The sequence below is a fragment of the Cryobacterium arcticum genome, from assembly GCF_003185895.1.
GTDB lineage: Bacteria > Actinomycetota > Actinomycetes > Actinomycetales > Microbacteriaceae > Cryobacterium > Cryobacterium arcticum.
Genome location: NZ_QHLY01000005.1, coordinates 214,929 through 241,241, shown reverse-complemented (window position 1 = coordinate 241,241; position 26,313 = coordinate 214,929). Strand labels below are relative to the sequence as shown.

Genomic DNA, 26,313 nt, shown 5'->3' with positions numbered 1-26,313 from the left:
GCCGCTGTGCGCGCCGCAGCCAATCGCAGGAGTTATGACTCCCGGGCGGGGGCGAGGGGCACCCGGGCGCGCACGAGGTAGCCGCCGCGTGGGCGGTTGGCCAGTTCGAGGGTGCCGCCCACAGCGGTCACCCGTTCGCGCATGCCGCGCTGGCCGAGACCGCTCGTCGGTTCCTCGGGGTGTGCGGCGCCGTTCTGCCGGCGGGAGCCCCGGCCGGTGTCGGTGACTTCCAGTTCCACGGCATCTGCTTCGTAGCGCAGCCGCACCTCGGCGGTGGCGCCCGCGCCGGCGTGCTTGCGGGTGTTGGTGAGGGCCTCCTGGGCGATCCGGTAGAGGCTCAGGCCGATGGTGCCCGGAACGGGCCGGGGCGCACCGATCACCTGGATGCGCACGGCCAAGCCGGCGTCGCTGTTCTCCTGGGCGAGCTCGCCGAGTTGCTCCACCCCGCGAGTGCTGGTGCTCTGGTTGGCCGGCTGGGTGCCGTCGCAGTCGGTGTCGTCGGCGCGGAGGGCGCCGAGCATGGTGTGCAACTCCTCCACAGCAGTGCGGGCGCTCTCCTCGATCACGGCGATCGCGCGGGCGGCCGTGGCCGGGTCGCGTTCCAGGATGCGGCGAGCGGCACCGGCCTGCACCCCCATCAACGAGACGTGGTGCGCCACCACATCGTGCAGTTCCCGGGCGATCCGCACCCGTTCCAGGCTCACGGCCTGCGCTGCGGTGCGCTCACGTTCGGCAGCGAGTTCCTGGGTGCGGGCCTCCAACGCGGCTGATCGGCGTGCGGCATGCCAGGCGGCGTCGCCGAAGTAGTACGCGGCCCAGAAGTAGACCAGGTTGATCAGCACCTGCAGCAGGCCGTAGGCGGCGTACGGCGAGAAGAATCCCTCGCGGGAAAGCTCGGGAATCGCAGCGGCCTGGTTGGCGTGCACGAGCAGGGTCCAGAACAGCCAGATGAACATGCCCGCGATGATGGCCAACCGCGTCCAGCGGGCGAGTAGGCGGTGGTGGCTCCAGGCGCCCACCGAATAGATGGCCACGTAGAGGCAGATGCTCGAGAACAGCGCGTCGGTGACCCCGAGGGAGCCGAAGACGCCGAAGACGATCGAGATCAGGAGTGCCACGGCCTCCGGCCAGCGTCGCCGGGCCGCAAGGGGCAGCGCGATCAGCGCCACCCACAGGGCAGCGAGCCACGCCGGCGACTCGTCCATGATGCCGGCGCTACGGGTGAGAACCAGGCTCAGCGCGGTTGCGCCGGCCAGCGCCAGCGCGACCCAGGCATCCGCCCGGTAGCCCGAACGCGGCCCGCGCGGGCGCAACCAGCCGTCGTCCAGCGGATCGACAGGCCGATCGGGAGGAGTCTCAGCGCTCATTCCTCCACGCTAGCGCCGCAGCGGAGCCGGCACCTCAGCCGTGAGGAGGAGAGGGGCGTGAGCACGCTCTGCCGCCGTCGCTGGGAAGGTGCCGGGGGTCGCTTGCACTGCGTGCGTCGTTGCACTTAGTGTAAGCAGGTGTCGCTCGCCATCGCCCCCAATCGTCGTGCCGAGCTCAAGGCACGGCACCGGGAGGCGATCCTCGACGCCGCCGACGCGCTCATCCGCGAACGGGGCAAGCCGCAGTTCAGTGTCGACGAACTGGCCGAGCGCGCCGATGTGTCACGGCGCACGGTTTTCAATCACTTCGCCTCGCTCGACGAGGTGACCATGACCACCTGCACCCGGCTGCTCAGCGACGTCGTCGACGAGTTCCGCGCGGCCACCCGGGCCACCCCCGCCCGTGACGGCAGCCTCAGCGCCCTCTTCGCCGAGATCACCTCCGCGGTTCGCGCCATCGACCTGCCCACCGTGGTCGCCTACCTCTGCGGGGTACTCGCCGCGGATGCCGAGAGCGGCCGCTCCCCGCACGCGCTCGGTGACGTCTTCACCCGCGCCACCGAACAGGTGTCCCGGGAGATCGCCGATCGCAGCAGCGCGATCGACGAGTTCGAGGTGGCGATCCTGGTCAGCTCGGTGATGAACGGCGTCGCCGTGGTCGCCGGGCACTGGATCGCCAGCACCGGCGGCACCCTTGATGACTCCTCCCGAATTGTGTGGGACGACCTGGTCGACCGCATGGTCGCCACCCTCCAGAGCGGATACGCCGCCGCCGGCTGACCCCGCGCCCGTGAGGTGCCCGACCGCTGTACCTGTTCGACCGACCAGCTCTCTTCCCGATGACGCGATGCGAGACACCCGACTTCCCGTACCCCGACATCACGAAAGAACCTGAGGAACATGGCATCCCTTCTCTACCGACTCGGTCGGTTCTCCGCCCGACGAGCCTGGCTGGTCATCGTCGCCTGGGTGGTCATTCTCGGCCTCGCCGGCGGCGCCTTCGCCCTGTTCGGCGGAACTCTCACCTCCGCCGTCAGTATTCCGGGCACCGCCACCCAGAAGGTGAGTGACGAACTCGCCGAGAAGTTCCCGGCCGCCAGCGGCGGGCGCGGCACCGTCGTCTTCACCACCACAGACGACTCCGCGTTCACCGCCGAGCAGCAGACCGCGATCGGCGATCTGCTCGATGAGACCGTCGAGCTCGACAACGTGAAGTCGACCACGAACCCGTTCGAGACCCAGGCGCAGATCGACGACTCGGCCCAGCAGGTCATCGACGGCCGTCAGCAGCTCGCCGACGGTGTCGCCCAGCTCGATTCCGGGCAGGCGCAGCTCGACGCGGCCACGACCCAGATCACCGCCGGCCAGGCCCAGCTCGACGCTGCCCGCGCCCAGGCCGAGGCGGCCGGACAACTCGCTGCCGCCCAGCCGACCCTTGACGCGCAGCAGGCCCAGCTCGACGCCGGCGCGGCCGCGCTCGCCGAGCAGCAGGCCACCCTCGACGCCGGCCGCACCGAACTCGAGACCCAGGGCACCGCCCTGGAACAGGGATCCGACCTGCTCGACCTGGCCGCGGGCATCCGCCAGGTCTCGACGGATGAGACCACGGCCGTCGCGAGCGTGCAGTTCGACACCTCGCTGAACGCGCTGCCCGCCGAGTCCAAGGAAGCCGTCGTCGAGGAGTTCAACAACGCCGGCATCGACGGCGTCACTGCCGAGGTCTCCAACGACATCGCCGCCAGCATCCCCGAGATCCTCGGCCCGGGTGAGGTCGGCGGCGTGATCGTCGCGGCCATCGTGCTGTTCATCATGCTCGGCACCCTGATCGGCGCCGGACTCCCGCTGCTGAACGCCCTGGTCGGCGTCGGCGTCGGCGTGCTCGCATCGCTCGCGCTCTCCGGCACTGTCGTGATGCTCTCGGTCACCCCGGTTCTGGGCGTGATGCTTGGACTCGCGGTCGGAATCGACTACTCCCTCTTCATCCTCAACCGACACCGCACCCAACTGCGCCGCGGGGTGTCCCTGCAGGAGTCGATCGGGCTGGCCAACGGCACGTCGGGCAACGCCGTCGTATTCGCCGGCGCGACAGTGCTGATCGCCCTGCTCGCCCTCAACCTCACCGGCATCCCCTTCCTCGGCCTGATGGGCACCGTCGGCGCGGTCTGCGTGTTCGTCGCGATCCTCATCGCCATCACGCTGACCCCCGCCCTGCTGGGGCTGGTCGGCGAGAAGATCCTCACCAAGAAGGCTCGGGCCCACATCGGCGCCGCACACGTGCACGCCGCCGTACCCACCAAGCCGATGAACACCGTGCGCGCCGTCGTCACCGTGATCGCCGGTATCGCCGTGCTGCTCACCATCGCGATTCCGGCTCTCTCGATGCGCCTGGGCCTGCCCGCAGGCTCCTCCGAACCGCTGGACTCCAGCGCCTACCGGGCCTACAAGATCGTGGACGACAAGTTCGGAGCCGGCATCAACGGCCCGTTGCTCGTGGTCGCCGACCTCGACACCGCCATCACCGACGACGAGCTGATCGCCGAACAGGTGCGCATCGGTACCGCACTCAAGGCGGAGAACGACGTTGTCGCGGTCGCGCCGATCGGTGCATCCGAGGACGACCTGCTGCTCGCCTTCCAGGTGATCCCGGAAGAGGGACCGACCAGCGAATCGACCGAGCAGCTCGTGCGCGACCTGCGCGGCCTCGATATCGACGGGGTCAGCTCCCTCGGCGTCGCCGGGAACGCCTCCGGCAACATCGACGTGAGCGAGAAACTCGCCGACGCGCTGCCGCTCTACCTGCTCGTGGTGGTGGGACTCTCGCTGATCATCCTGATCTTCGTGTTCCGCTCGATCCTGGTGCCCGTCACCGCGACGCTGGGCTTCGTGCTGTCGCTGTTCGCGTCGTTCGGTGCCATCACCGCGGTGTTCCAGTGGGGCTGGCTCGGGTTCCTGTTCGGCATCCACGACCCGGGGCCCATCCTGAGCTTCCTGCCGATCCTCGTGGTCGGTGTGTTGTTCGGGCTGGCGATGGACTACCAGCTGTTCCTGGTGAGCGGCATGCGCGAGTCGTTCACGCACGGCGCTCCGGCCCGGCTGGCCGTGCAGCGCGGCGTGCACGCCGGCCGCACTGTGGTCATCGCCGCCGCGCTGATCATGGCCTCGGTCTTCTCCGGCTTCGTCTTCTCGAACTCGGTGATGATCCAGTCGATCGGTTTCGGTCTCGGCATCGGCGTGCTGCTGGATGCGTTCGTGGTGCGGCTGCTCATCATCCCCGCGGTGATGCACCTGCTCGGCGACGCGGCCTGGTGGCTGCCCAAGTGGCTCGACCGCATCCTGCCCAACGTGGACGTGGAGGGCGCATCGCTCGAGCGCACGCACCCGGTGCACCCCGCGGACGAGACCGCTGACGAGACGGCTGGGCCTGAGGTCGCTGCGGCTCCGCGGCACTAACCGGCACGGTCACCGTCTGTGACACGCGGCCCCACCCCTCACCGGGGTGGGGCCGCGTGTCTGTGTGGCGGCGGCGTCGAGTGCATCTGGGTCCGGCGCAGACGCTCCATCTGGCACCTGGTGATTGTTTAGCTTAGGCTTGCCTAATCGAGTGGGCGTTGTGACGCGCATGCTTTCAGGCGCGGAGGGAGCCGACCATGACGATCGCCGTGATCAGCGACGCCCGATCCGCCCAGGTACCCGTGTTCCCGCTGAGCACGCACATGTTCGATGCCGCCAACGCCATCGGGTGGGCGCCGCACGCACACGTCTCCCACGAACTGCTTTGGGTGGAGCAGGGCTCCGTGCACGTGCGGATCGACGCGCAGGTCTGGAAGCTCTCCCTAGGCCTGGCGCTCTGGATCCCGGCCGGTGCAGTACACCGGGTCACCGCCGACGCCGCCGTGTCGCTCGGCGCCACCCATATCGACGCGCACTCCTCCGCCCGGCCGTGGGCGGCACCCACCCTGATGACGGTGACGCCGGCGCTGCGCGAGATGCTCCTGCACGACGCTCGGAACGAGATGCCAGACGAACACCGCGCTCGCGTGCAGCAGGTCTGCATCGACCTCCTCGCACCGGCATCCGACCGCAATAGTGCGTTCACGGCGCCGACCGACCTCCGGGTGGCGCTGCTCGTCGACGAGATTCTCGCCCGGCCCAGCGACTCCCGCTCGCTGGAGGACTGGGCCGCGATTCTCAACATCAGCGCCCGCACCCTCACCCGAATCTTCGCCGCCGAGGTGCAGATGAGCTTCGTGCAGTGGCGCATCGCCGTGCGCATGCGTGAAGCGGTCACCCTGCTGATGAGCGGATGGGGTGTCAAGCAGGTGAGCCGCCACCTCGGCTATGCGTCGGCGAGCACTTTCGTGGCCACCTTCCGCCGCATCGTGGGCATGACCCCCGGCGCCGTTGCGGCCACCGAGAAGACCGGACCGCGTCGCCTGGCCCGGTAGCCGTATTCGCTGACTGTCGCTCAGTGCTGCCGGGCCGGATTCTCGGTTGCTCAGTGGGCGTGCGCCGGCTCAGCGTGGTCGTGGTCGTGGTCGTGGTCGTGGTCGTGGTCGTGGTCGTGGTCGTGGTCGTGCTCGGGTTCGGGAATCGCCTCGTTCTGTTCGAAGTGTCCGGTGTGCCCGTCGGTCCAGTAGCCCACCACGATGTGGTGTCGTCGGTCCATGGCCAGGCTGCCGCGCAGGTGCCGGCGGATCCGGCGGCTCGCGGCCGCCTCACAGGCCACCCAGGCGTAGCCCAGCGTTGTCGGGGGAGCCCAACCCTCGATCGCGGCGGGCAGCGCGCTGAGCGAAGTGCCGTGCCCGGTGCCCACCAGCCAGGTGAACTCCACCTCGGCGGCGGTCTCGAACTCCTGACGGTCGTCGTCGGCCGGCACCTCGATGAACGCGTGTGCCCGCACCCCGGCCGGCAGCCCCTCGATGATGCGGCCGAGGCCGGGCAGGCCGGTGGAGTCGGCCACGAGCAGCAGCCGGGACGCATCCGCCGGGGGCGCGTAGTAGGAGCGCGACTCGGTGACGGAGAAGGCGCCCAACACGTGCCCGGGCTGGGCTCGTTGCGCCCAGTCGGAGGCCAGCCCACCGGGATGCACGACAAAGTCGATGTCGATCTGCGCTCCGCCGGCGTGTACCCGGCGCACCGTGTAGTGCCGCCACGGCGGTTCGGTGCTCTCGGTCTCTCCCGCGTTCGCCGCCGACGCGGCGGCGGCGCCGTAATCCTTGTTGTTGAAAAAGGCCACGTCGGCCACGGTCTCACCCGGCCGGGGAAAGGCCAGGTCGATCTTCTCGTCGCCGACACCGGTGACCGGCCAGCGCCAGTCCCCGGTCGACTCCAGCCGGATGCGGATCATGTGGGGGGTGAGGTAACGCGCCTCGACCACGCGCGCAGGTTCGCAGAACTCCATCTGTCGACGCTATCCCCGAGACGGCGACGCAGGCGGCCAGATTGTGGCTCGATCCGGCCAGCAGCACTGGCGGGTCAGGGGGCGAGGATGTGGCGGGTGTTGTTGAGATCGGCCGCGGGGGAGTCCCAGAGAGCCACCACCTCCGCGGCCAGTTTCGGTTCGAGGCCTTCGAGCGAACGCACCGCGAACACCACGGCCGCGGCGGTGTCGCCGGCCTTGGCGAAACCGTGCCCCACCGCCCGCGTCCAGGTCTCGGCGGCGGCCTTCGCGCTCGCGTAGTTGGCGCCGCCGGGGGTGGGCGCATCCACCGTGACCGACGACACGATCGCCAGCCGGCCGGTGAACGAGGCGAGCAGGTCGGCATTGAACGCCCGTGTGGTGTTGCGCAGCGTGGTCAGCACGTGCTGGTGCAGAAAGGCCCAGTCCTCGTCGGTCTGGCCGTCGAGCCCGCCGCCGCCGCGCCAGCCGCCCACCAGGTGCACCAGCCCGTCGATCGGGCCGTGTTCGGAGTGCACCGTTGCCGCCAGGGCGGTGACGGCGGCGAAGTCGGCCAGGTCGCATTCGTAAACGGATGCCTGCGGCACCACCTTCAGCACCCGTTGCAGGCGGTCCCGGCTGGAGCCGACAGCCAGCACCCGGGCGCCCGCGCGGGCCAGGGCGGCCGCCACGGCCACCCCGGCGGCGCTGCTGGCCCCGGCCACGAGCACGGTGAGACCGTCGACACCGTGCTCGTCGGGCTGCACCGGATTCACCGCGGTGAGCCTAGGCATCCGCCGTGATGCCCACGGTCGACTCGATGACGGGTTTCATCTTCTTGTCGAGCGCCTCAAAGAACATCGAGAGCGGGAACTCGTCGTCGAGCACGAGGTCGGTGTACCCCTTCGGCGCCCCGGCGAGCACCTCGAGCGGCAACCCGCCCGCCCACACCGACGCCGGGTTGGGTGTGAGCGTCTGGGTGAGCATCTCGTAGGCGGCCAGCCAGTGCGCCTTCTTCGGCCGGTCGATCGACGCCCAGTAGAGCTCGTCGATCTCTGCACCGAGAGCGATGACCACGTCGGGCACGGCCTCCCAATCGAACGAGAGCGCCGTGTCGGTCCAGTGCAGCACATGGTGCTGGTGCAGCCAGGCGAACAGCAGCTGCCCGCCCAGGCCGTCGTAGTTGCGCACCCTCGTGCCGGTGATGGCGAACCGGAAAATGCGGTCGAAGATCACCGCGTACTGCATCAGCTTCGCGTGCCGGCGGGCCTCCGGGCTCGCGGTGTCGTCGCGTTCGATCTTCACCGATTCGCGGAACGCGGTGAGGTCGCAGCGCAGCTCCTCGAGGGAGTAGAGGAAGAACGGCATCCGCTGCTTGATCATGAACGGGTCGAACGGCAGGTCGCCGCGCATGTGGGTGCGGTCGTGAATGAGGTCCCACATCACGAAGGTCTCTTCGGTGAGGTGCTGGTCCTCCAGCAACGCCGCGGCCTCCGCGGGCAGCTCCAGCCGGGTGATCTCGGCCGCCGCGCGCACCACCCGGCGGAACCTGGCGGCCTCCCGGTCGGCGAAGATCGCGCCCCAGGTGAAGGTGGGGATCTGCCGCATCGCCACGGTCTCGGGGAACAGCACCGCCGAGTTGGTGTCGTAGCCGGCCGTGAAGTCGAGAAAGCGGATGGGCACGAACAGTTTGTTGGTGTACTCGAGTTCCAGCTCGGCCACGAACTCCGGCCAGAGCACCTCGATCAGCACCGCCTCCACCAGCCGGTTGGCGCTGCCGTTCTGGGTGTACATCGGGAACACCACGAGGTGCCGTATGCCGTTCACCCGGTGGTGTTCGGGGTGGAACGCCATCAGTGCGTCGTAGAAGTCGGGCACGCCGAAGCCGCCGGCGACCCAGCGATCGAAGTCGGCCACCAGGGCATCGAGGTAGGCGGCGTCGTGGGCGAACTGCGGCGCCAGCTCGCTGATCGCCGCGGTGATCTCGGCGACGGAGCGCTCTGCATCCGCGTGCGCGTCGGCCTCGGGGATCGAGCCGTCCTGCGCCTGCACGGTCTGCAGGGCGGTGGCTGCCTGCTTGAGCCTGAGCCACGCGGGCGACCCGGTGAGGTCGGCGGCACTGCCCATGCGGGTGTCTTCGAGAACCTCGGGCTCACCGACCAGTGCATCTGCAATGTAATTCGACATGGGAACCTCCCGTCCTCGTGAATGCCGCTGGCGCGAGGGCGCTGGCGACGGTTGAACGCACAGTCGCGTGCGTCGCACCAGCGTAACCGGGGGTTGGCGGCGTTTTCATGCGGCCGAGCGCCGCGAATCGCCGATTTGACCGGGTTCGACGCTGAATACCGCCGTGTCGGCAGGGGAGTCCTGAGTATCCCCCGAGATGGGGCCGCCGGGTCGCAGCGCTGGCCACCGCGGGGCGGTCTGGCCATCGGTGAACGCGCCCTTGACTGTGCCCCAGGGGCATGGTCTGTACTTGTAGTTGCCGGCGGTTCCGCCGGCCGTTCGAAAGGAGCAGACCATGGCGTGGAGCACGCGGCAACTGGCCGACCTGGCCGGCACCACCGTCAAGGCCGTGCGGCATTATCACGAGATCGGGCTGCTGGACCTGCCGGAGCGGCGGTCGAACGGCTACAAACAGTACGAAGTGTCGCACCTGGTGCGACTCCTGCAGATCAAGCGGCTCGTCGACCTCGGTGTTCCGCTCTCCCAGGTCGCATCGATGGGGCGGGCCGACCAGGAGCCCGACGAGGCCATCCGCTTGCTCGATGTCGAGTTGGCGGCAACCATCGAGCGGCTCCAGCGGGTGCGGGCCGAACTAGCCGTGATCCTGCGCTACCGCGCCCCGGTCGACCTGCCGGTCGCGTTCAGCGCCTTCGCCGACGAGCTCACCACCGAAGACAAATCAATGCTCACGATCTACTCCCGGGTCTTCGACGAGACCTGGATCGACGAGCTGCGCCAGCTGATGCAGGAGGAAAAGCGCACGGATGCCGACACCGCGTTCGAAGCTCTGCCGGCCGATGCCGACCTGGCCACTCGTAAACAGCTCGCCGACGACCTCGCGCCGGCGATGCGGGTGCAGTTCGAGAAGTACCCCGGGCTCGGCGATTCCGCGGCGCATTCCCCCGGAGGGGCGGCGAGTGCCGAGAGCACGGTCACCCAGGCCTTGTGGGAGCTGTACAACAAGGCCCAGCTCGAGGTGCTCTACCGCGCGAGCCTCATCGCTCAGGACAAGACCGAAGACCTCGAAGTGCTCGAGGCCGCCGTGCTCGAGGCGGCCGCCCGCGATGACGCCGGCGCCGATCCGGCCGCCCGGCCGACGACCCTGCGCCACCCCGACGAATGGAGGAGACGATGACCGCACCGACCGGCCCAGGTGCCTCCACGACCGGAACCTCACTGATCGCTGAGGACCTCTTGTTGCTGCTGTTCGCCCCGACGTCGGGAACTATCGCGGGCGAAGGAACCCTGTTCTACCCCCTGGCGGGCGCGATGCTCACCGACCTCGCCCTGCGCTCGCACGTGGAGGTCGACGAGCCCGCGCTGCTCGGCCGCAAGGTGCGCGCGATCGCGGGGAGCCCGCCATCGGACCCCCTGCTGGGCGAGATCTGGCAGCGGCTCGCCCGCAAGCCGCGTGGGGTGCAGACGCTCTTGGCCGAGATCGGTCCGCCTCTCCGTCAGCAGTTGCTCGACCGGCTGGTCGAGCGTGGCGACATCCGTCGTGAGAATCGCAAGGTGCTCGGACTTTTCCCCACTACGGCCCTGCGGGACGGAGGCACGCCCCGTCGGGCGGAACTCGTCGGCGCGGTGCGTTCTGTTCTGGTTGACGGCGCCGAGCCCGACACGCGCACCGCGGTGCTGGCGGCGCTGCTCTCCGCCAGCGGCAGCCTGCCCGCCCTGCACGCCGACATCCCCTGGTCCGGCGCGGTCTACACCCGCGGCAAGGAACTCGAGGCCGGCGACTGGGGTGCCGCGGCCGCCGGCGAGGCCGTGGCCCGCACCGTGACGGCCATCTCTACCGCCGCCAGCCTGGCCGTCGTCAGCGCCGCCCGCGGCAACTGACCCTCAACACCACTCGCCGGCGTCGCCCCGACGCCGGACCGATCAGTCATGCCCTGCCGCGCGCGCCGCCCTGGCGCCGCACGGCGCACCACCACATCGAAGGAGACAGCCATGTCCAACAACCCCTACGAGGGCTTCCAGGAATTCGTCGGCCAGGTGCCTGACCTCCTGCAACCACTGCTCATCGCCGTCGCCGGCGCCATCCCCTACATCGAGGGCGAGGGGTCGGCCGCGATCGGCGTGATCGCCGGCGTGCATCCGGTCATCGCCGGGCTGGCGGGCGCGACAGGCAACATCATCTGCGTCGTGTTGGTCGTTCTGCTCAGCTCGCGCATCCGCACGGCCGCCGTCGCCCGCCGGTTGAGCCGCAGGACTGCCGTGCGGGCCGCGGGGGTGCCGGTCGCGGCAGGCGCGGGTAGCGGTCTGTCCGCTCCGGAGGAAGCCGGCCTGGCTGTGCCGGCCGAGCCCGAACCGTCGAAGGGTCGGCAGCGGCTGCGTCGCTGGATCGTGCGTTTCGGTGTGCCGGGCGCGAGTCTCATCGCCCCGTTCGCGCTGCCGACCCAGCTCACTGCGGCCACCCTGGTGGCCTCAGGCGTCAACAAGAGCTGGGTGATTCTCTGGCAGGTCATCGCGATCGTGCTCTGGACCGGACTGGTCACCGCCGCCGCGACGGGGATCCTCACCGTCATCACCGGCTGACCGGCCCGGCCGGGTGCCCGAAGCCTCCGCCAGGCAGGATAGTTGTCGTATGGAGAGTGCCGCAGACACCCTGGACGACCTCGCGCAGCGGGCACTCGGCCTGCTGGCCGGGAACGGCCGCATCATCGTGGGCATCACGGGCAGCCCCGGTGCGGGGAAGACCACGCTGGCGAAAGAACTGGTGCAGCGCCTGAACGACGGTGGCTCCCGGGCGGTGTACCTGCCGATGGACGGGTTCCACCTCGCCAACGCCACCCTCGACCGACTGGGGATCCACGACCGCAAGGGAGCCATCGATACCTTCGACGGCTGGGGATTCGTGGCGCTACTGGGCCGCGTGCTCGAGGAGCGGGACCACACCGTGTACGCGCCGAGCTTCGAACGCACCGTGGACGAGGGCATCGCCGGAGAGGTCGCGATCCCGGCCGGCGCCGAGATCGTGATCGTGGAGGGCAACTACCTGCTCGTCGACCAGGAACCGTGGAACAGAATCCCGAGCCTCCTCGCCGAGTCCTGGTTCTGCGCGACAGCGGCCGACGAACGGCTCACCCGGCTGGTCGACCGGCACACCCGGCACGGGCGCAGCCCCGAGGCTGCGCGCGCTTGGGCGAGCTCGGTGGATGGCGCCAACGCGATCCTGATCGAGGCGACCCGGGTGCGGGCCGATCTGGTGGTCTCCGGGGCGACCTCGGCCGCCCGTCCGCCGAGTTGCCCACCTGCGGTCGAGTTGCCCCCGCCTACCGGGGCAAGTGGTCCGCAGGTGGGCAACTCGCGGGAGAGAACCCAGCCGAGCTGACCCCCGGCCGGGGTGCATCTCGACGCATGCCGGCAACACAACTGCGGGCGCGTTACGAATTGGTAAACAACCCGACGAATAGTTTGTTCTCCCTTGCGCACATTTAGTTCGTAAGATTTACTAACAAACATGACAGCCACCGGCGCCCCGCGGATGATCCAGGACCGTGCCCTTCGCCCCACCGCGAAGGTCCTGCCCGAGCACATCCGCCTGAACAACCGCACCCTGGTGCTGCAGACCCTCTACCGCACCGGCCTGCAGAGCCGCGCCGACCTGGCCCGCGAGACCGGTCTCACCCGGGTGACGGTGAGCGACCTGATCAGCGAGCTGATGGGGGAGAACCTGGTGATCGAACTCGGCCAGCGCCAGGAGCCCCGGCCGGGTAAGCCCGCCACGCTGCTGGACATCAACCGGGTCGCCTTCCAGATCGTCACCCTCGACCTGTCCGGTCACACCCGGTTGCGGGGTGCCGTGCTCAGCCTCGACGGCGCCGTGTTGTCGAGCTCGGGCGTCGAATTGTCCGGAGCCCGCGGCGAGGCCGCCTACGAGAAGGTCGCCGCGCTGCTCCGCCAGGTGATCGCCGGGGCCACCGCCCCCATCCTCGGCGTCGGCGTCGGTTCCCCCGGCATCGTCGACCGGGCCGGTGTCGTGCGCAACGCCCCCAACCTCGGTTGGCGGGACGAGCCGTTGCAGGCCCGGCTGCAGGACGCCACCGGCCTGCCCGTCCGGGTGGTCAACGACGCCAACGCCGCGGTGCTCGCCGAGCACAGCTTCGGCGGCGCCGACCACGACCTGCTGCTGGTCAAGGTCGGCCACGGCGTCGGCGCCGGCCTACTCATGGGCGGCCGCGCGATCTTCGGCGAGCGATTCGCCGCCGGTGAGATCGGCCATGTGGTCGTCGGCACCGACGACGGCCCGCTCTGCGCCTGCGGCAAGTCCGGCTGCCTCGAAGCCTGGCTGTCGGTGCCCCGGCTGACCAGCGCCATCCAGGCCGCCACCGACACCGCCGCCACGCCTGAGCAGGCAGAACTCGCCACCGACCAGATTCTCACCGAAGCCGGCCGGCGCCTGGGCATCATCCTGGCGCCCGTCGTCGGCGCGCTCAACCTGCTCGAGATCGTTCTGAGCGGCCCACCCGAACTGCTCGACGGCGTGCTCTCCGCCGCCACCGTCGAGACCATCCTCTCCCGCACGATGGCCACCGAGACCGGCGAACTCACCCTGCGCATGACCGCGCAGGGCGAGGACATCGTTCTGCGCGGCGCGGCCGTCATGGTTCTCTCCGCGCAACTCGGGGTTTCCTGACTCGAGCGATTCACCTGCACCAACGATGTGGCACCCGCCAACGTCGGCACTCACGAAAGGAAGATCTCATGAAGAGAAAGCTCGTCGCTCTCGCCGCGTTGGCCACCGCCTCCGCCCTCGTGTTGGCAGGATGCTCGTCTGATGCCAACGAAAGCACCGACACCGCCGCCGACAACAGCGGCAAGACCATCACGCTGTGGCTCGCCGGCGGTGACACCCCCGACGAACTGCGCGACTACCTCAAGACCGAGTTCAACAAGGAGACCGGCGCGACGCTCGACATCCAGCAGCAGGACTGGGGAGACCTGGTCACCAAGCTGACCACCTCGCTGCCCGACGCGAACAACACCCCGGACGTGACTGAGCTGGGCAACACCCAGTCCTCCACCTTCACCAACGTCGGGGCGTTCCTGGACATCACCGATATGTACGACGAGCTCGGTGGCGACAAACTGCTGCAGTCCTTCGTCGATGCAGGCAAGGTGGGCGACAAGAACTATGCGTTGCCGTACTACTTCGGCTCCCGCGCGGTGTTCACCCGGGCCGACGTCTGGGCCGCCGCCGGGGTGGCACTGCCCACCACGCTCGACGAATTCAACGCCGGCGTCGCCGCCATCAACGCGGCCAACCCGCTCAACATCCCGGACTTCTCCGGGTTCTACCTCGGCGGTCAGGACTGGCGCAACGGCATCTCCTGGATCTTCGCCAACGACGGCGAGCTCGCCACGGTGAAGGACGGCACCTGGACCTCGACGCTCGCGTCGGAGAACACCCTCGTCGGCCTCGCCCAACTGCAGGAGCTGTACAAGTCCGCCTCCAACGCGCCCAACGACGCCAAGGACAGCAACCAGTACATCTACCTCAACGACAGTGACGAGATCAAGGACGCCGAAGGCGCGGTCACGGCGAGCACCTCGCTCTCCGCCGCGACGATCATGGCGCCCACCTGGGCGCACTGGTCGATCGGCACGCTGGGCACGGATGCCGATGGCAAGCCCACCCGCACCTGGGACGACACCAAGAACGCCGTCTTCGCCCTGCCGGGCAACGACGGCAAGCCCGCCCCGGTCTTTGCCGGCGGCTCGAACATCGGCATCTCGGCCACGAGCAAGAACCCCGAACTGGCCAAGAGCCTGCTGAAGATCATCTTCTCGGAGGACTACCAGACCATGCTCGGCACCAACGGCCTGGGCCCGGCGAACAGCGACTACGTCGACTCGCTCGGCGACGACCAGTTCGCGACGGCCCTGATCGAATCGGCCTCGAACTCGAAGCTCACCCCGGCCGCGCCGGGCTGGGCCACGGTGGAAGGCTCGATGGTGATGGAGGAGTTCTTCAGCAAGATCGAGGGCGCCAGTGACCTCAAGGCCCTCGCGGAGGAGTATGACGAGAAGCTCACCCCGATGCTGAACGGCGAATAGCCGCCACCGATCGGCCCGGGCCCGACCACTCTTACCGGTGGTCGGGCCCGCCCACCAGAACAACCGAAGGAGAGCGGCGTGACAACACAGAACCCCGTGCTGGCCCCGGCTGCCGCGCCTCGCCCGCCCCGGCAGCCCCGGCCGCGCAAGAAGGGCAGGTCGACGCCGTACCTGTTGATCGTGCCGGCCATCGGCATCCTGATTCTGGCTCTGGGCTACCCGCTGGTCTGGCAGTTCATCACCTCGATGCAGAAGTTCGGGCTCGCCCAGCAGTTCGGGCAGCCGCCGGAGTTCGTCTGGTTCGACAACTACGTGACCCTGTTCACCGACCCGTACATGTGGACGGTGGTGGCCAGGTCTCTGGCCTTCTGCCTGATCACCGCCGGGGTCACCATGGCCATCGGCACCCTGATGGCACTGCTGATGGACGCCGTGCACAGCGCGGTGCGCATCACCCTGCAGATCTCGATGCTGCTCGCCTGGGCGATGCCCGTCGTGGCGGCGATGACGGTCTGGAACTGGCTGATCGACTGGCGCCGCGGCGTGCTCAACTCGGTGCTCACCGGTCTCGGTCTGGACTTCCAGAACCACAACTGGCTGGCCACCCCGCTGTCGTTCTTCTTCATCGCCATGGTGATCGTGGTCTGGATGAGCGTGCCGTTCGTGGCGTTCTCCATCTACGCCGGCCTCACCCAGGTCTCCACCGAGGTGCTCGAGGCCGCCCAACTCGACGGGGCCGGGCTATCCCAACGGCTGCGGTTCATCATCGTGCCGATCATCCGGCCGGTGCTCGCCATCATCCTGTTGCTGCAGGTGATCTGGGACCTGCGGGTGTTCACCCAGATCCGGCTGCTGCAGGATGCCGGCTCGATCGCCTCGGAGACCAACCTGCTCGGTACCTATATCTACCAACTTGGCGTGGGCTCGAGTGACTTCGCCATGGCCAGCGCCGTGTCGATCTTCGTGCTCGTGCTCACCGTGGCGCTGAGCTGGTTCTACGTGCGCAGCATGCTCAAGGAGGACGACTCATGACCTCGACAGTGGACTCCACCGGCGCCGCCGCCCGGCCAACCAGTGCCCGCCCGGGCGGCGCCCAGCCGGCACCCACAATGCCGCCGGCGCAGCGACCGGATGCTCGCATCGGCCGCCACCGCATCCGCCCGGTACGGATCGTGCTCGGCGTGGTCGGCATCGTGGTCGCCCTGATCTGGGCGTTCCCGGTGTACTGGATGCTCAACTCGGCGCTGCTGCCGAACGTGGTGCTGCAGAGCACCACCCCCACCTGGCTGCCGTTCGGCGGCTCGTTCGACAACTTCGTCGCCGTGTACTCCGGCGGCACCTTTCTGCCCGCCTTGGGTATGAGCACCGCGATCGCCGTGATCACCGTGGTGTTCTGCCTGTTCTTCGCCTTCCTCGGCGCCCTGGCGATCAGCCGGTTCCGGTTCCGCGGCCGCAAGGCGTTCGTGCTGGCCGTGCTGCTCATCCAGATGTTGCCCGCCGAAGGGCTCTTCATTGCCCAGTACAAGCTGATGGGCAGTCTCAACCTGCTCAACTCGATCGTGGGCGTGAGCGTGATCTACATCGCCGCCGTGGTGCCGTTCACGATCTGGATGCTGCGCGGTTTCGTCGCCGGTGTGCCGGCCGACCTCGAGGAGGCGGCCATGATCGACGGGCTGAGCCGCACCCAGGCGTTCCTGCGCATCACCTTTCCGCTGCTGGCGCCCGGGCTGGTCGCCTCCGGGGTGTACGCGTTCCTGCAGGCCTGGAACGAGTTCACGGTGGCGCTGGTGCTGCTGCAGGACAACTCCAGCCAGACCCTGCCGCTGTGGCTTCGCGGCTTCATCCAGGCCAGCGCCAGCCGGGCCACCGACTGGGGCCAGGTGATGGCGGCGTCGACCCTGGTGGCCATCCCGGTGATCATCTTCTTCCTCTTCGTGCAGGGCCGCATGACCAGCGGGCTGGTCAGCGGGGCGGTCAAGGGATGAGTGAGCGCGAGCCCGCGACCGACCAAACCGTGCTGCGCCGCCACATCCGGTCGACGCTGATGCCGGGCTTCGTGGGCACCGAGCTGCCACGCTGGCTGGAGGAGCGCCTGCGGAACGGACTCGGCGCCGTGTGCCTGTTCGGGCAGAACATCGCCTCGCTCGGCCAGCTGCGGGAGCTGACCGGTGCGATCCTCGCGGCCAACCCGCACGCGGTCATCGCGATCGACGAGGAGGGCGGCGACGTCACCCGGCTCTACTTCTCCACCGGCTCGCCGTACCCCGGCAATGCCATCCTCGGCCGCATCGACGACGTCGACTACACCGAAGAGGTGGGCCGCCAGGTCGGCTGGGAGCTACGCAAGGCGGGCTGCACGCTCACCTTCGCGCCCGACACCGACGTCAACTCCAACCCGGACAACCCCGTGATCGGCGTGCGCAGCTTCGGCACCGACCCCGAGCGCGTCGGCCTGCACTCCGCCGCCTGGGTGCGCGGGCTGCAATCCACCGGCGTCGCCGCTTGCCCCAAGCATTTCCCCGGCCACGGTGACACGGCGCTCGATTCGCACCTGGCCATGCCCGTGGTGGACGTGCCGCTGGCGACACTGCGGCAACGCGAGCTGGTGCCCTTCCGCGCCGCGATCGCCGCCGGCGCGACGACCGTGATGACCTCGCACATCCTGCTGCCCCAGATCGACCAGGCCAACCCGGCCACGCTCTCCGCTGCCGTGCTCGGCGGGCTGCTCCGCAGCGAACTGGGCTTCGACGGAGTGATCGTGAGCGACGCGCTCGACATGGCGGGCGCGAGCGGCACCCTCGGAATCCCGGGAGCCACCGCGGCCGCCCTCGCCGCCGGCTGCGACCTGCTCTGCATCGGCACCGAGAACACCGCAGAACAACTGGACGAGATCGAGGCCGCGGTGCTGGCCGCGGTGGCCGCCGGCACGCTGCCGCCGACCCGGCTCGCGGATGCCGCCGCCCGCGTGCACCGCCTGGCCGAAGGCACTCTGGCCGCCACCCGGGCCACCCCGATTCCGGCGGACGCGCAGGTCGCGACCGAGCCGAGCTTCGACACCGCCCGCATCCGGGCCTCCTTTGCTGGGAATGCCCGGGCAGCCGCCTGGCTCGCGGCGGCACGAGGCAGTTTCTCGGTGGTGCGCCTCGACACCGAGTCGAACATCGCCGTGGGCGGCGCCCCGTGGGGGCCCTTCGCCGAGGCGGATGCGCACCCGGACTCCGACCTCGCCACGAGGTGGCGCGCCCAGCACCTGGTCAGCCGGGCGGCCGGTGACACCGCCGAGCTGGTGCTGCCCGATTCGGCACGTGTTCTGGTGATCGGCAAAGACAACCACCGGCATCCCTTCGTGCGAACCCTGGTCGATGCCCTGCGGGCCGACCGCCAGGACGTTCTCGTGGTGGACATGGGCTGGCCGTCGGACGACCTCGCCTACGCAGACATCGCCACCTACGGGGCCTCCCGGCTGGCCGGGCGAGCCCTGCTCGAGCTTCTCGCGCCCGTGCCGGCGTAGATTCACGTCGGCTACGGGGTCACGCGGGCTGCGCGAGCGGAGGTTGTGCGCCTGCTGCGGCTCGGTGCGCCCCCTGTGGGTCGGTGCGCCCCCTGTGGGTCGGTGAGCCCGCTATAGCGGGCTCAGTCCGCCATACGAGGTGCAGTGAACGAGGTGGGCCGGGCGGGGCGGGGTGCACGACGTGCGGTGAGCGCTCAGCTGACGAGGTCGCGGGCGCGGAGGGCGCCGCCCAGCAGGCCGGCGTTCTCGCCGATCGACGCCGGCAGAATCTCCGGGCGGCGGTGGAAGCTCAGCAGGGCATGCACCCGCTCGCGCACCGGAACGAAGAGGCGGTCGCCCGCTTGCGCCAGTCCGCCACCGATCACGACCGCTTCCGGTGCGAGCACGGCGGCGAGCTGGGCGATGCTGAGGGCGAGGGCATCGAGGGCGTCGCTCCAGATCGCCGCCGCCGCGGCATCGCCGGACTGGGCCAGGGCCAACACCTCGCGGGCGCCGCTCGGGCGGATGCCGGTGAGCTCGGTGTAGCGCCGCACCAGAGCGCCGGCCGAAGCGATGCTCTCCAGGCAGCCACGGGCACCGCAGCCGCACAGCGGGCCATCCGGAGCAACGATGGAGTGGCCGATCTCGCCGGCGTAGCCGCCGCCGGCGTGCGCGTGGCCGTTGATGAACAGTGACCCGGCGATGCCGGTGCCGATCACCAGCACCACCACATTCTGGAACGGGCGGGCGGCGCCGAGCCGGAATTCGGCCTCGCCGGCGGCTCGCACGTCGTGCGAGAAGGTCGTGGGCAGGCGCACGAGGTCTTCGGTGAGCTGCTTGAACGGCACGTTCGACCAGTGCAGGTTTGCCGACAGAACACCCACGCCGGCCTCGTCGTCCACCACGCCGGGGGCGAGTAGGCCCACCGCCTGCGGGCGCACCGCGGGAAAGTCCGCGGCGAACTGCCGGGTGAGTTCCTGCACCCGGGTCACGACCGCCAGGGCTGTCCCCGCGCCGTCGTGCGGGGTGGGGGTGCGGCTGAGGCCGAGCATCCGGCCGGCTTCGTCGAACAGCGCCGCCTTGGTGTCGGTGCCACCCACGTCGACCGCGATCACGGCCGGCCCGTTGCCCAGCGGAAGCGCCTGGTCGACCACCGACGTCAGGGTCATGGCAGGGGCTCCTCAGCGGTAGGCGAGTGTGGCGGGGCAAGTAACCGGCCAAGAGTTCATAAGTGCTGATCGTCAACTGCCTGTGAGGAGATTATCCCATGTTGCTCGCATGTTTGTAAAGGATGGTAACAATTACCCGGGGAGCAGCCGGGTGGCTGCGCAGGTTAGGTTTGAAGGACGCGTGCGCGTGAGCGGTACGCACAACAGACGTAGATGTGGCGCAGGTGTTGCGCAGTGACAGACGAATAGAAGCAGGAAACGTAGCAAGTGGCTGAATCAACCGTGACCCCGGGCGCCGAAGTGTCTCCGAAAGAGGTCGAGGCTCAGGCACTCCGCCGGCGCACCTTCGCCGTCATCTCCCACCCCGACGCCGGTAAGTCCACACTCACCGAGGCCCTGCTGCTGCACGCTCACGCGATCACCACCGCCGGTGCCACGCACGGCAAGGCCGGCCGCCGCGGCACCGTCTCCGACTGGATGACCATGGAACAGGAGCGCGGCATCTCGATCACCTCCGCCGCCATCCAGTTCGAATACCGCGACAGCGTGATCAACCTCGTCGACACCCCCGGCCACGCCGACTTCTCCGAGGACACCTTCCGGGTGCTCTCCGCGGTGGATGCCGCAGTGATGCTCGTCGACGCCAGCAAGGGCCTCGAGGTGCAGACTATGAAGCTCTTCGAGGTCTGCAAGCAGCGCGGCTTGCCCGTCATCACCGTGATCAACAAGTGGGACCGCCCCGGCTCCGCTGCGCTCGACCTGATGGACGAGATCCGCACCCGCACGGGCCTGATCCCCACCCCGCTCACCTGGCCGGTGGGCATCGCGGGTGACTTCCGCGGCGTGATCGAGCAAGACAGCAGCGACTTCATCCGCTTCAACCGCACCGCCGGTGGCGCCACCCGTGCCGACTCCGAGCGCACCACGGCCGAAGAAGCCGCCGCCGCAGAGGGCGACGCCTGGGTCGCCGCCGCCGAGGAATCCGAACTGCTCGCCGAGGAAGGCCAGAACCACGACGAGGAGTCGTTCCTCGGCGGCGTCACCACCCCGGTGCTGTTCTCCGCCGCGGTGCTCAACTTCGGTGTACAGCACATCCTCGACACCCTGGTGGACTTCGCGCCGCCCGCCGAGGCGCGCCTCGACGCCGAGGGCGGCCACCGTGCCGTGACCAGCCCGTTCTCCGGCTTCGTCTTCAAGGTGCAGTCCGGCATGAACTCCTCGCACCGCGACTACGTCGCCTTCGTGCGGGTCTGCTCGGGTCAGTTCCGCCGCGGCATGGTGGTCACCCACTCCGCCACCGGCCGGCCGTTCGCCACCAAGTACGCCCAGCAGCTGTTCGGCAAGGACCGCGAAGTGGCCGAGGAGGCCTGGCCGGGCGACATCGTCGGCCTGGTCAACGCCTCCGCGCTGCGGGTGGGCGACTCGATCCACGAGGGCGCCCCCGCCGTCACCTTCCCGCCACTGCCGATGTTCGCGCCCGCGCACTTCCGCGCAGTGCGCCCCGCCGATACCAGCAAGCACAAGCAGTTCCGCCGCGGCATCGACCAGCTCGACCACGAGGGCGTCATCCAGGTGATGCGCTCCGACCTCCGCGGCGACCAGGCTCCGGTGCTCGGCGCCGTGGGCCCGATGCAGTTCGAGGTCGTCGAAGAACGGATGTCGCACGACTTCGGCGCCGCCATCCGCAGCGACGTGCTGCCCTACCAGCTGGCCCGCCGCACCGACAAGGAAAGCGCGCTGATCCTCGGGCACGACCGCCAGGTGGAGGTGCTGCGCCGCAGCGACGGCACCCTGCTGGCCCTGTTCAGCACCCCGTGGCGGCTGCGCAACACCGTGCGCGACCACCCCGAACTGCTGCTCGAAGACCTCGCCGGCGGCGGTCCGGTCGACGAGGTGCGCTACTAGCGCCAATCCGAGATCGCCTCGCCGCCGAACTACACTCGGAAGCATACGGAATCATGGAGTTGCCTAACGGCGACGACGACAGGGGGAGAGCGTCATGAAGTCATTTGCGTGCGGAGATGTGGTGCCCGGTTGCACGGCGAGCTGGGTCAGTTCCACCGATGACGAGATCCTCGTCATGGTGGCCCAGCACGCCAGTGCCGTTCACGGCATCCACGCGGTGAGCGCCGAACTGGCCCAGAGCGTCACGGACCGGATCGTGGTCGTCTCCTGACGACACCGCTCTCCGCCGCACCGCTCTCGGCCGAGCAGTGGAGCGACCTGCTGGACGCGGTCAGTGCTGGAATCGGGGTGTCGGCCGCGTTCCAGCCGATCGTGGACACCGCCCGCGGGATCGTGGTGGGCTACGAGGGCCTGGCCCGATTCGAGATGCCCGCCGGGATCAGCGTGGAGGACCTGTTCGCCCGGGCCCGCGCCGCGGACCGGTCCGCCCAGATCGAGGCGCGCTGCCTGCGGGCGGTCCTCGCCGACCGCGCCTCGATCCCGGCCAACTGCTTCCTCACCGTGAACGTCTCACCACACGTGCTCCGGCAGGACGTCATCCGGGCCGTGTGGAGAGATCACCCCGACCTGCAGGGCGTGTTCGTCGAGCTCACCGAACAGTCCGCCATCGACTCCGCCGCCGATCTTGAGCCCGACCTCGACGCCATCCGGGGTGCCGGCGGCCTCATCGCCGTTGACGACCTCGGCTCGGGCTACGCCGGGCTGTCGCGCCTGCTCGCGCTCAAGCCGGCGCTGATCAAGCTCGACCGGGACCTCATCGCGGGCATCGACACCGACGAAGCGAAACGGGCCCTCGTGGAGATGATCGGCACCTTCGCCGGGCGGATCGACGCCTGGGTGTTGGCGGAGGGCATCGAGACCGAGGCAGAGTACGACACCATCACCGCACTCGGGGTGCCGCTCGCGCAGGGCTACTACCTTGCCCGGCCCGGGCCTGCGTGGCCCGCCCTGCCCAAGCCGCTGCGGACCGTCGCGGCGCCGCAGCCCGGTCCCGTGGTGCGCGACCTGCTCGACGTCGCCCCCGCCGTGGAGTCCGTGGCGTCGGCGGCGAGGATTTTCACTGAGCACGCGGGGGTGCGCACCGTGGTGCTCATAGACCATCACGGTCGCCCGGTCTCGGTATTGGACGGCGAGAGCGCCCACCTCGGGGTCACCACCGACGCCGTGCGGGTGAATCTCGACACCCCGGTTCGGGATGCCCTGCTGCGCGCGATCACCCGCGACAGCACGCACCGCTATGACCCGCTGATCGTCACCGACAACGCCGGCCGCTACGCCGGCATCGTGCGACTGGAACGGCTCATCACCACCGCCGTGCGCTGACAGTCCGGGCTGATCGACGAGGTGCGCGACCGGCTAGCGTCACCCCGCCCGCCGACAGGCTGGTCGGGCCGATCAGTCCTGGGTGGCGTTCGCAGAGGTGTCACACCGTTCTGACCGAATGACTGCACGACCTCGGCTAACCTGCCTGGGTGAGCACTGACCGGCGTGTTGCCCTGAGGCGGGCCTACCTGAACCTGGGCTGGGGTGAGCTGGCCGCGACCGCAACGTTCGGGATTGTCGCCACCGGGATGGTCGCGCCGCGGCTGAACTCGCCGACCCAGGTCTGGGCGTTGTGGTGTGCACTCATCCCGCTGCTGGTCGTGCTTCTGCAGGCCGGCGTCTACTGGATGCTGGCCCGCGGCTGGGTCGAACGGGCCCGGATGCCACGGCCGATCGCAGCGCTGTACCGATCCTTCCGCCTGCTCGATCCGGTGCTGCTCCTGGCCGGCCTGTGCGGCATTGTCGTGTGGTGGCCCGGCGAGCCCTGGCTCGCGATCGTGCTGCTGGCGATCTGGGCGTTCGGGGTGGTTGAGTACCTCAACTACTTCGTGGTGCGCCTGTCGTACCCCGTTGCCCGCTGGTTCGGGCTGGTGGGCCAGTGGCGCACCCCGCGGCTGGTGCGGGATCTCCAGTCAGCCGCGGAGCGTTAGCTAGGCGGCAGCCGGCTCAGCTTCTGCGGGAACGTCGGTCGCCGCCGCTTCGATCAGCTGGATGACCGCTTCGATCGGCTGCTCCAGGGCCAGGGCGAGTTCGCCGGCCAGCCGGTTCTTCGCTCCCTTCAGAATCTGCCGCTCGCCCATCGAGCGGCGCTCCGGGTCCTTCCGCTCCAGTTCCCGCACGACGATAGCCCCGTGCTCGACGGTGCCGCGGGAGAGTAACTCCTGCAGTTCCTTCATGCGCCGGGCGAACATCGTGGGCAGGGCAATGCTCGGCGCGCGCAGGGCGTCGAAGATCTCCTCGGCGGCGCTCGGGGTGAGCACCTGGCGGATGCCGATGTCTGCGGCCGCCGCGACCGGCAGGCTGATGCGCAACCGGTTCTCGGCGAAGTACAGGCTCACATAGGGCTCGGCCCGGCCGCGCACAGAACGCGAACTCAGCGAGAGCACCTGGCCGGGGCCGTGGATGGGATGGACTACGGTCTTGCCTTCGGAGAAGGTCATTCGTCACCTCGAGGTGTTCGTGAATGCCTGACTCGGCATCGCGGAACCCGCTCCGGGGAGCGGCTTCTCGGACGGCGGAACCACTCACAGCCTCTCGGCTGGCGAATAATTGCACGGGAATCGTTGCCCTCGTGTACGACGGGGTTTCGAGTTCCTGCGAGATCGACCTCGTCATTATGCCGTGCGATTTCGCCCTGCCGGGCGCGGAAAACCCAGGATTGGCGTTGTATTCACAGCTTCGCCAGGCGCCGGAGAGCCCCCACCTAAGAGGAAAGCCGGGTGGAACGAACGCTCGGGAATACCGTGGCAGCGGTCGACGGGAACGAGAACCAGACCGGTGACCCCACGGCGGGATCCAGCTCGGCGGCCTGCTTCGGGCTGACGTCGGCCGACAGCAGCAGGCTGCGCACCCGCACGAAGTCGCCGCGCGGTTCGAGGTCGATCAGCTCGGCGCGCACGTTGATGAGCGTCGGATCGGTCGGCCTGTCGGCCGAGACGGAGACCGCGGCCGGCCGCACGGCCAGTGACAGCGGTGCGCCCTCCGCCGCGTCGATGCCGGACCCGTGCAACCCGCCGTCGATTCCGATGCTCGTGAAGGCATCCGCGACGAGCGTGTTGCCCCGACGGGTACCGGTGATCAGGTTGAGCCCGGCCAGCCCGGCCGCGAACGCGCTGCGCGGCCGGTCGAACACCTCCGCCGGAGTGCCTTCATCGACGATCCGGCCGTTCTCGATGATCACCACCCGGTCGGCGAGGGTATAGGCGTCGAGCACATCGTGGGTCACGATCACCGCGCTGCGATCGGCGAGCACCCGGCGCAGCATCCGCCGTACTGCCGGCGCGACCGCGATGTCCAGGGCAGCGAGCGGTTCGTCGAGCAGTAAGAGGCCGGGGTCGGATGCGAGCGCCCGCGCCACCGCGATCCGCTGGGCCTGCCCGCCGGAGAGCTCGGCCGGGCGCCGGCCCGCGAGCCCCTCGGCATCCACCTCGCGTAGCCACCCGGTCGCGGTTTCGCGGGCCTGGCTCGCGGGCACGCCGGCGCCGCGGGGCCCGAAAGCCACGTTCTCGAGCACGCTCAGGTGCGGGAACAGCAGTGCGTCTTGCGCCAGGAGCGACACCGATCGCTGATGCGGCGGCCGCCACACCGAGCGGCGGTCGCCGGTGGCGGGCAGGTCGAACAAGACGGTGCCGTTCAGTTCGGCCCGTCCGCTGTCGGGCCGTACCAGCCCGGCGATCACGCCCAACAGGGTGGACTTGCCGGCACCGTTGGGGCCGAGCACGGCGACGGTCTCGCCCGCGGCCACCTCCAGGTGCAGCGTCACGTCGCGCTCGGCGACGTGCAGGTCGAGGGTGAAGGTCACGAGTCTGCCCCGGTCGTGCGGCGGAACGGGGCGCCGGTGCGGTGCGCGAGTGTGACGATGACGATCGCCACCACCACCAGCAGCAGGGACAGCGCGACGGCGGTGTCTGGATCGGTCTCGCGCTGCAGGTAGATCTCCAACGGCAGGGTGCGGGTGGTGCCCTGCAGGCTGCCGGCGAAGGTGAGCGTGGCGCCGAACTCGCCGAGCGCGCGGGCGAACGACAGCACGGCGCCGGAGAGCACGGCCGGCAGCACCAGCGGCAGGGTGATGCGGCGCAGCACCGTGGTGGGGCTGGCGCCGAGCGTGGCGCCGATCGCTTCATACCGAGTGCCCACCGTGCGGAGCGCGCCCTCGAGGCTGAGCACCAGGAACGGCAGCGCCACGAAGGTCTGCGCGATCACCACCGCGGTGGTGGAAAAGGCGATTTCGATGCCGAGCAGCCCGAAGGTCTGCCCCAACAGGCCGCGCCGGCCGAAGGTGTAGAGCAGCGCGATGCCGCCCACGACCGGCGGCAGCACGAGGGGAAGCAGCACCAGGGAGCGGAGGATCTTCTGCCCCCAGAAGTCGGTGCGGGCCAAAACCAGCGCCATCGGAACGCCGAAGACCACGCAGAGCGCGGTGGCGGCGAGGGAGGTGCGCAGGCTGAGGAGCAGGGCGGCGACCGAGGATTCCGAGGTGACCAGTGGCACGAACTCCGCCCAGTTCACCCGCAGCACCATCGCCGCCAGCGGAAGCAACACAAACGCCGCGCCCACGGCGGCGAGCGCGATGACCCAGCGGGGCACCCCGGAGTAGCTGCCCGAGACCGGCCTCAT

General features: G+C 69.5%; 24 protein-coding genes. 16 read left to right on the top strand and 8 right to left on the bottom strand.

The window, feature by feature from the left end:
* Positions 1-32: 32 nt before the first annotated feature.
* On the bottom strand, positions 33-1,367 hold the full coding sequence (locus tag CTB96_RS02680; protein ID WP_110125367.1) for a sensor histidine kinase: 1,335 nt from the start codon (positions 1,365-1,367) through the stop codon (positions 33-35).
* A gap of 138 nt (positions 1,368-1,505) precedes the next feature.
* On the opposite strand from CTB96_RS02680, the gene CTB96_RS02675 reads away from it, so the two are divergent.
* The 3 genes from CTB96_RS02675 (at position 1,506) to CTB96_RS02665 (ending at position 5,812) form a co-directional block, all read left to right on the top strand.
* Positions 1,506-2,147, top strand: coding sequence for a TetR/AcrR family transcriptional regulator (locus CTB96_RS02675; protein ID WP_110125366.1), 642 nt, complete (start codon positions 1,506-1,508; stop codon positions 2,145-2,147).
* Positions 2,148-2,267: 120 nt separating this feature from the next.
* Positions 2,268-4,817, top strand: a complete 2,550-nt coding sequence (locus CTB96_RS02670) for an MMPL family transporter (RefSeq protein ID WP_110125365.1) — start codon at positions 2,268-2,270, stop codon at positions 4,815-4,817.
* A gap of 197 nt (positions 4,818-5,014) precedes the next feature.
* Positions 5,015-5,812, top strand: coding sequence for a helix-turn-helix domain-containing protein (locus tag CTB96_RS02665; RefSeq protein WP_110125364.1), 798 nt, complete (start codon positions 5,015-5,017; stop codon positions 5,810-5,812).
* Between the two features lie 50 nt (positions 5,813-5,862).
* Here the strand turns inward: CTB96_RS02665 and CTB96_RS02660 are convergent, their stop codons facing one another.
* The 3 genes from CTB96_RS02660 to CTB96_RS02650 all read right to left on the bottom strand — a co-directional run bounded on the left by CTB96_RS02660 (position 5,863) and on the right by CTB96_RS02650 (position 8,871).
* Positions 5,863-6,768, bottom strand: a complete 906-nt coding sequence (locus tag CTB96_RS02660) for a siderophore-interacting protein (RefSeq protein ID WP_110125363.1) — start codon at positions 6,766-6,768, stop codon at positions 5,863-5,865.
* Positions 6,769-6,842: 74 nt separating this feature from the next.
* Positions 6,843-7,520: an SDR family NAD(P)-dependent oxidoreductase gene (locus tag CTB96_RS02655; protein WP_248283182.1), complete on the bottom strand. Its 678-nt coding sequence runs from the start codon at positions 7,518-7,520 to the stop codon at positions 6,843-6,845.
* 10 nt (positions 7,521-7,530) lie between these two features.
* Entirely contained in the window at positions 7,531-8,871 is a 1,341-nt protein-coding gene (locus CTB96_RS02650) for a DUF6421 family protein (RefSeq protein WP_110125897.1), read from the bottom strand.
* 394 nt (positions 8,872-9,265) lie between these two features.
* On the opposite strand from CTB96_RS02650, the gene CTB96_RS02645 reads away from it, so the two are divergent.
* The 9 genes from CTB96_RS02645 (at position 9,266) to CTB96_RS02605 (ending at position 18,541) form a co-directional block, all read left to right on the top strand.
* The gene (locus CTB96_RS02645) at positions 9,266-10,105 is read left to right on the top strand and encodes a helix-turn-helix domain-containing protein (protein ID WP_110125361.1); all 840 of its coding nucleotides are present in this window, start codon (positions 9,266-9,268) and stop codon (positions 10,103-10,105) included.
* Positions 10,102-10,809, top strand: a complete 708-nt coding sequence (locus CTB96_RS02640; protein WP_110125360.1) for a GOLPH3/VPS74 family protein — start codon at positions 10,102-10,104, stop codon at positions 10,807-10,809. The genes CTB96_RS02645 and CTB96_RS02640 overlap by 4 nt, the downstream gene beginning before the upstream one ends.
* A gap of 111 nt (positions 10,810-10,920) precedes the next feature.
* Positions 10,921-11,508 carry a small multidrug efflux protein gene (locus CTB96_RS02635; RefSeq protein ID WP_110125359.1) on the top strand — a complete coding sequence of 196 codons (588 nt, stop codon included), beginning with the start codon at positions 10,921-10,923 and terminating at the stop codon, positions 11,506-11,508.
* Positions 11,509-11,557: 49 nt separating this feature from the next.
* A complete protein-coding gene (locus tag CTB96_RS02630) occupies positions 11,558-12,304 on the top strand; it encodes a nucleoside/nucleotide kinase family protein (protein WP_110125358.1) in 747 nt (248 codons plus the stop codon).
* A gap of 129 nt (positions 12,305-12,433) precedes the next feature.
* Positions 12,434-13,609 (top strand): ROK family transcriptional regulator, encoded by a 1,176-nt coding sequence (locus CTB96_RS02625; protein WP_181397106.1) that lies wholly within the window; start codon positions 12,434-12,436, stop codon positions 13,607-13,609.
* Between the two features lie 68 nt (positions 13,610-13,677).
* Positions 13,678-15,030 carry an extracellular solute-binding protein gene (locus CTB96_RS02620; protein ID WP_110125357.1) on the top strand — a complete coding sequence of 451 codons (1,353 nt, stop codon included), beginning with the start codon at positions 13,678-13,680 and terminating at the stop codon, positions 15,028-15,030.
* A gap of 78 nt (positions 15,031-15,108) precedes the next feature.
* On the top strand, positions 15,109-16,062 hold the full coding sequence (locus tag CTB96_RS02615) for a carbohydrate ABC transporter permease (protein ID WP_248283181.1): 954 nt from the start codon (positions 15,109-15,111) through the stop codon (positions 16,060-16,062).
* Between the two features lie 77 nt (positions 16,063-16,139).
* Complete coding sequence (locus tag CTB96_RS02610) at positions 16,140-17,015, top strand: carbohydrate ABC transporter permease (RefSeq protein WP_110125894.1); 876 nt, start codon at positions 16,140-16,142, stop codon at positions 17,013-17,015.
* Positions 17,012-18,541 carry a glycoside hydrolase family 3 protein gene (locus CTB96_RS02605; protein ID WP_110125356.1) on the top strand — a complete coding sequence of 510 codons (1,530 nt, stop codon included), beginning with the start codon at positions 17,012-17,014 and terminating at the stop codon, positions 18,539-18,541. The genes CTB96_RS02610 and CTB96_RS02605 overlap by 4 nt, the downstream gene beginning before the upstream one ends.
* Before the next feature lie 194 nt (positions 18,542-18,735).
* On the opposite strand, the gene CTB96_RS02600 is transcribed toward CTB96_RS02605, so the two are convergent.
* Positions 18,736-19,689: an ROK family protein gene (locus CTB96_RS02600; RefSeq protein WP_110125355.1), complete on the bottom strand. Its 954-nt coding sequence runs from the start codon at positions 19,687-19,689 to the stop codon at positions 18,736-18,738.
* Between the two features lie 267 nt (positions 19,690-19,956).
* Between CTB96_RS02600 and CTB96_RS02595 the strand changes: the two genes are divergently transcribed.
* The 4 genes from CTB96_RS02595 (at position 19,957) to CTB96_RS02580 (ending at position 23,627) form a co-directional block, all read left to right on the top strand.
* A complete protein-coding gene (locus CTB96_RS02595; protein ID WP_219993198.1) occupies positions 19,957-21,594 on the top strand; it encodes a peptide chain release factor 3 in 1,638 nt (545 codons plus the stop codon).
* A 94-nt stretch (positions 21,595-21,688) separates the two neighbouring features.
* Complete coding sequence (locus tag CTB96_RS02590; RefSeq protein WP_110125354.1) at positions 21,689-21,865, top strand: DUF1059 domain-containing protein; 177 nt, start codon at positions 21,689-21,691, stop codon at positions 21,863-21,865.
* Positions 21,862-22,977, top strand: coding sequence for an EAL domain-containing protein (locus tag CTB96_RS02585; protein WP_345788773.1), 1,116 nt, complete (start codon positions 21,862-21,864; stop codon positions 22,975-22,977). Before CTB96_RS02590 ends, CTB96_RS02585 begins: the two co-directional genes overlap by 4 nt.
* A 149-nt stretch (positions 22,978-23,126) precedes the next feature.
* On the top strand, positions 23,127-23,627 hold the full coding sequence (locus CTB96_RS02580; protein ID WP_110125352.1) for a hypothetical protein: 501 nt from the start codon (positions 23,127-23,129) through the stop codon (positions 23,625-23,627).
* Here CTB96_RS02580 and CTB96_RS02575 read toward each other — a convergent pair whose 3' ends face one another.
* The 3 genes from CTB96_RS02575 to CTB96_RS02565 form a co-directional block, all read right to left on the bottom strand.
* Positions 23,628-24,137, bottom strand: coding sequence for a CarD family transcriptional regulator (locus CTB96_RS02575; RefSeq protein ID WP_110125351.1), 510 nt, complete (start codon positions 24,135-24,137; stop codon positions 23,628-23,630). It abuts the gene before it with no gap.
* Positions 24,138-24,400: 263 nt separating this feature from the next.
* The gene (locus CTB96_RS02570; RefSeq protein ID WP_110125350.1) at positions 24,401-25,498 is read right to left on the bottom strand and encodes a sulfate/molybdate ABC transporter ATP-binding protein; all 1,098 of its coding nucleotides are present in this window, start codon (positions 25,496-25,498) and stop codon (positions 24,401-24,403) included.
* Entirely contained in the window at positions 25,495-26,313 is an 819-nt protein-coding gene (locus CTB96_RS02565) for an ABC transporter permease (RefSeq protein WP_110125349.1), read from the bottom strand. Before CTB96_RS02565 ends, CTB96_RS02570 begins: the two co-directional genes overlap by 4 nt.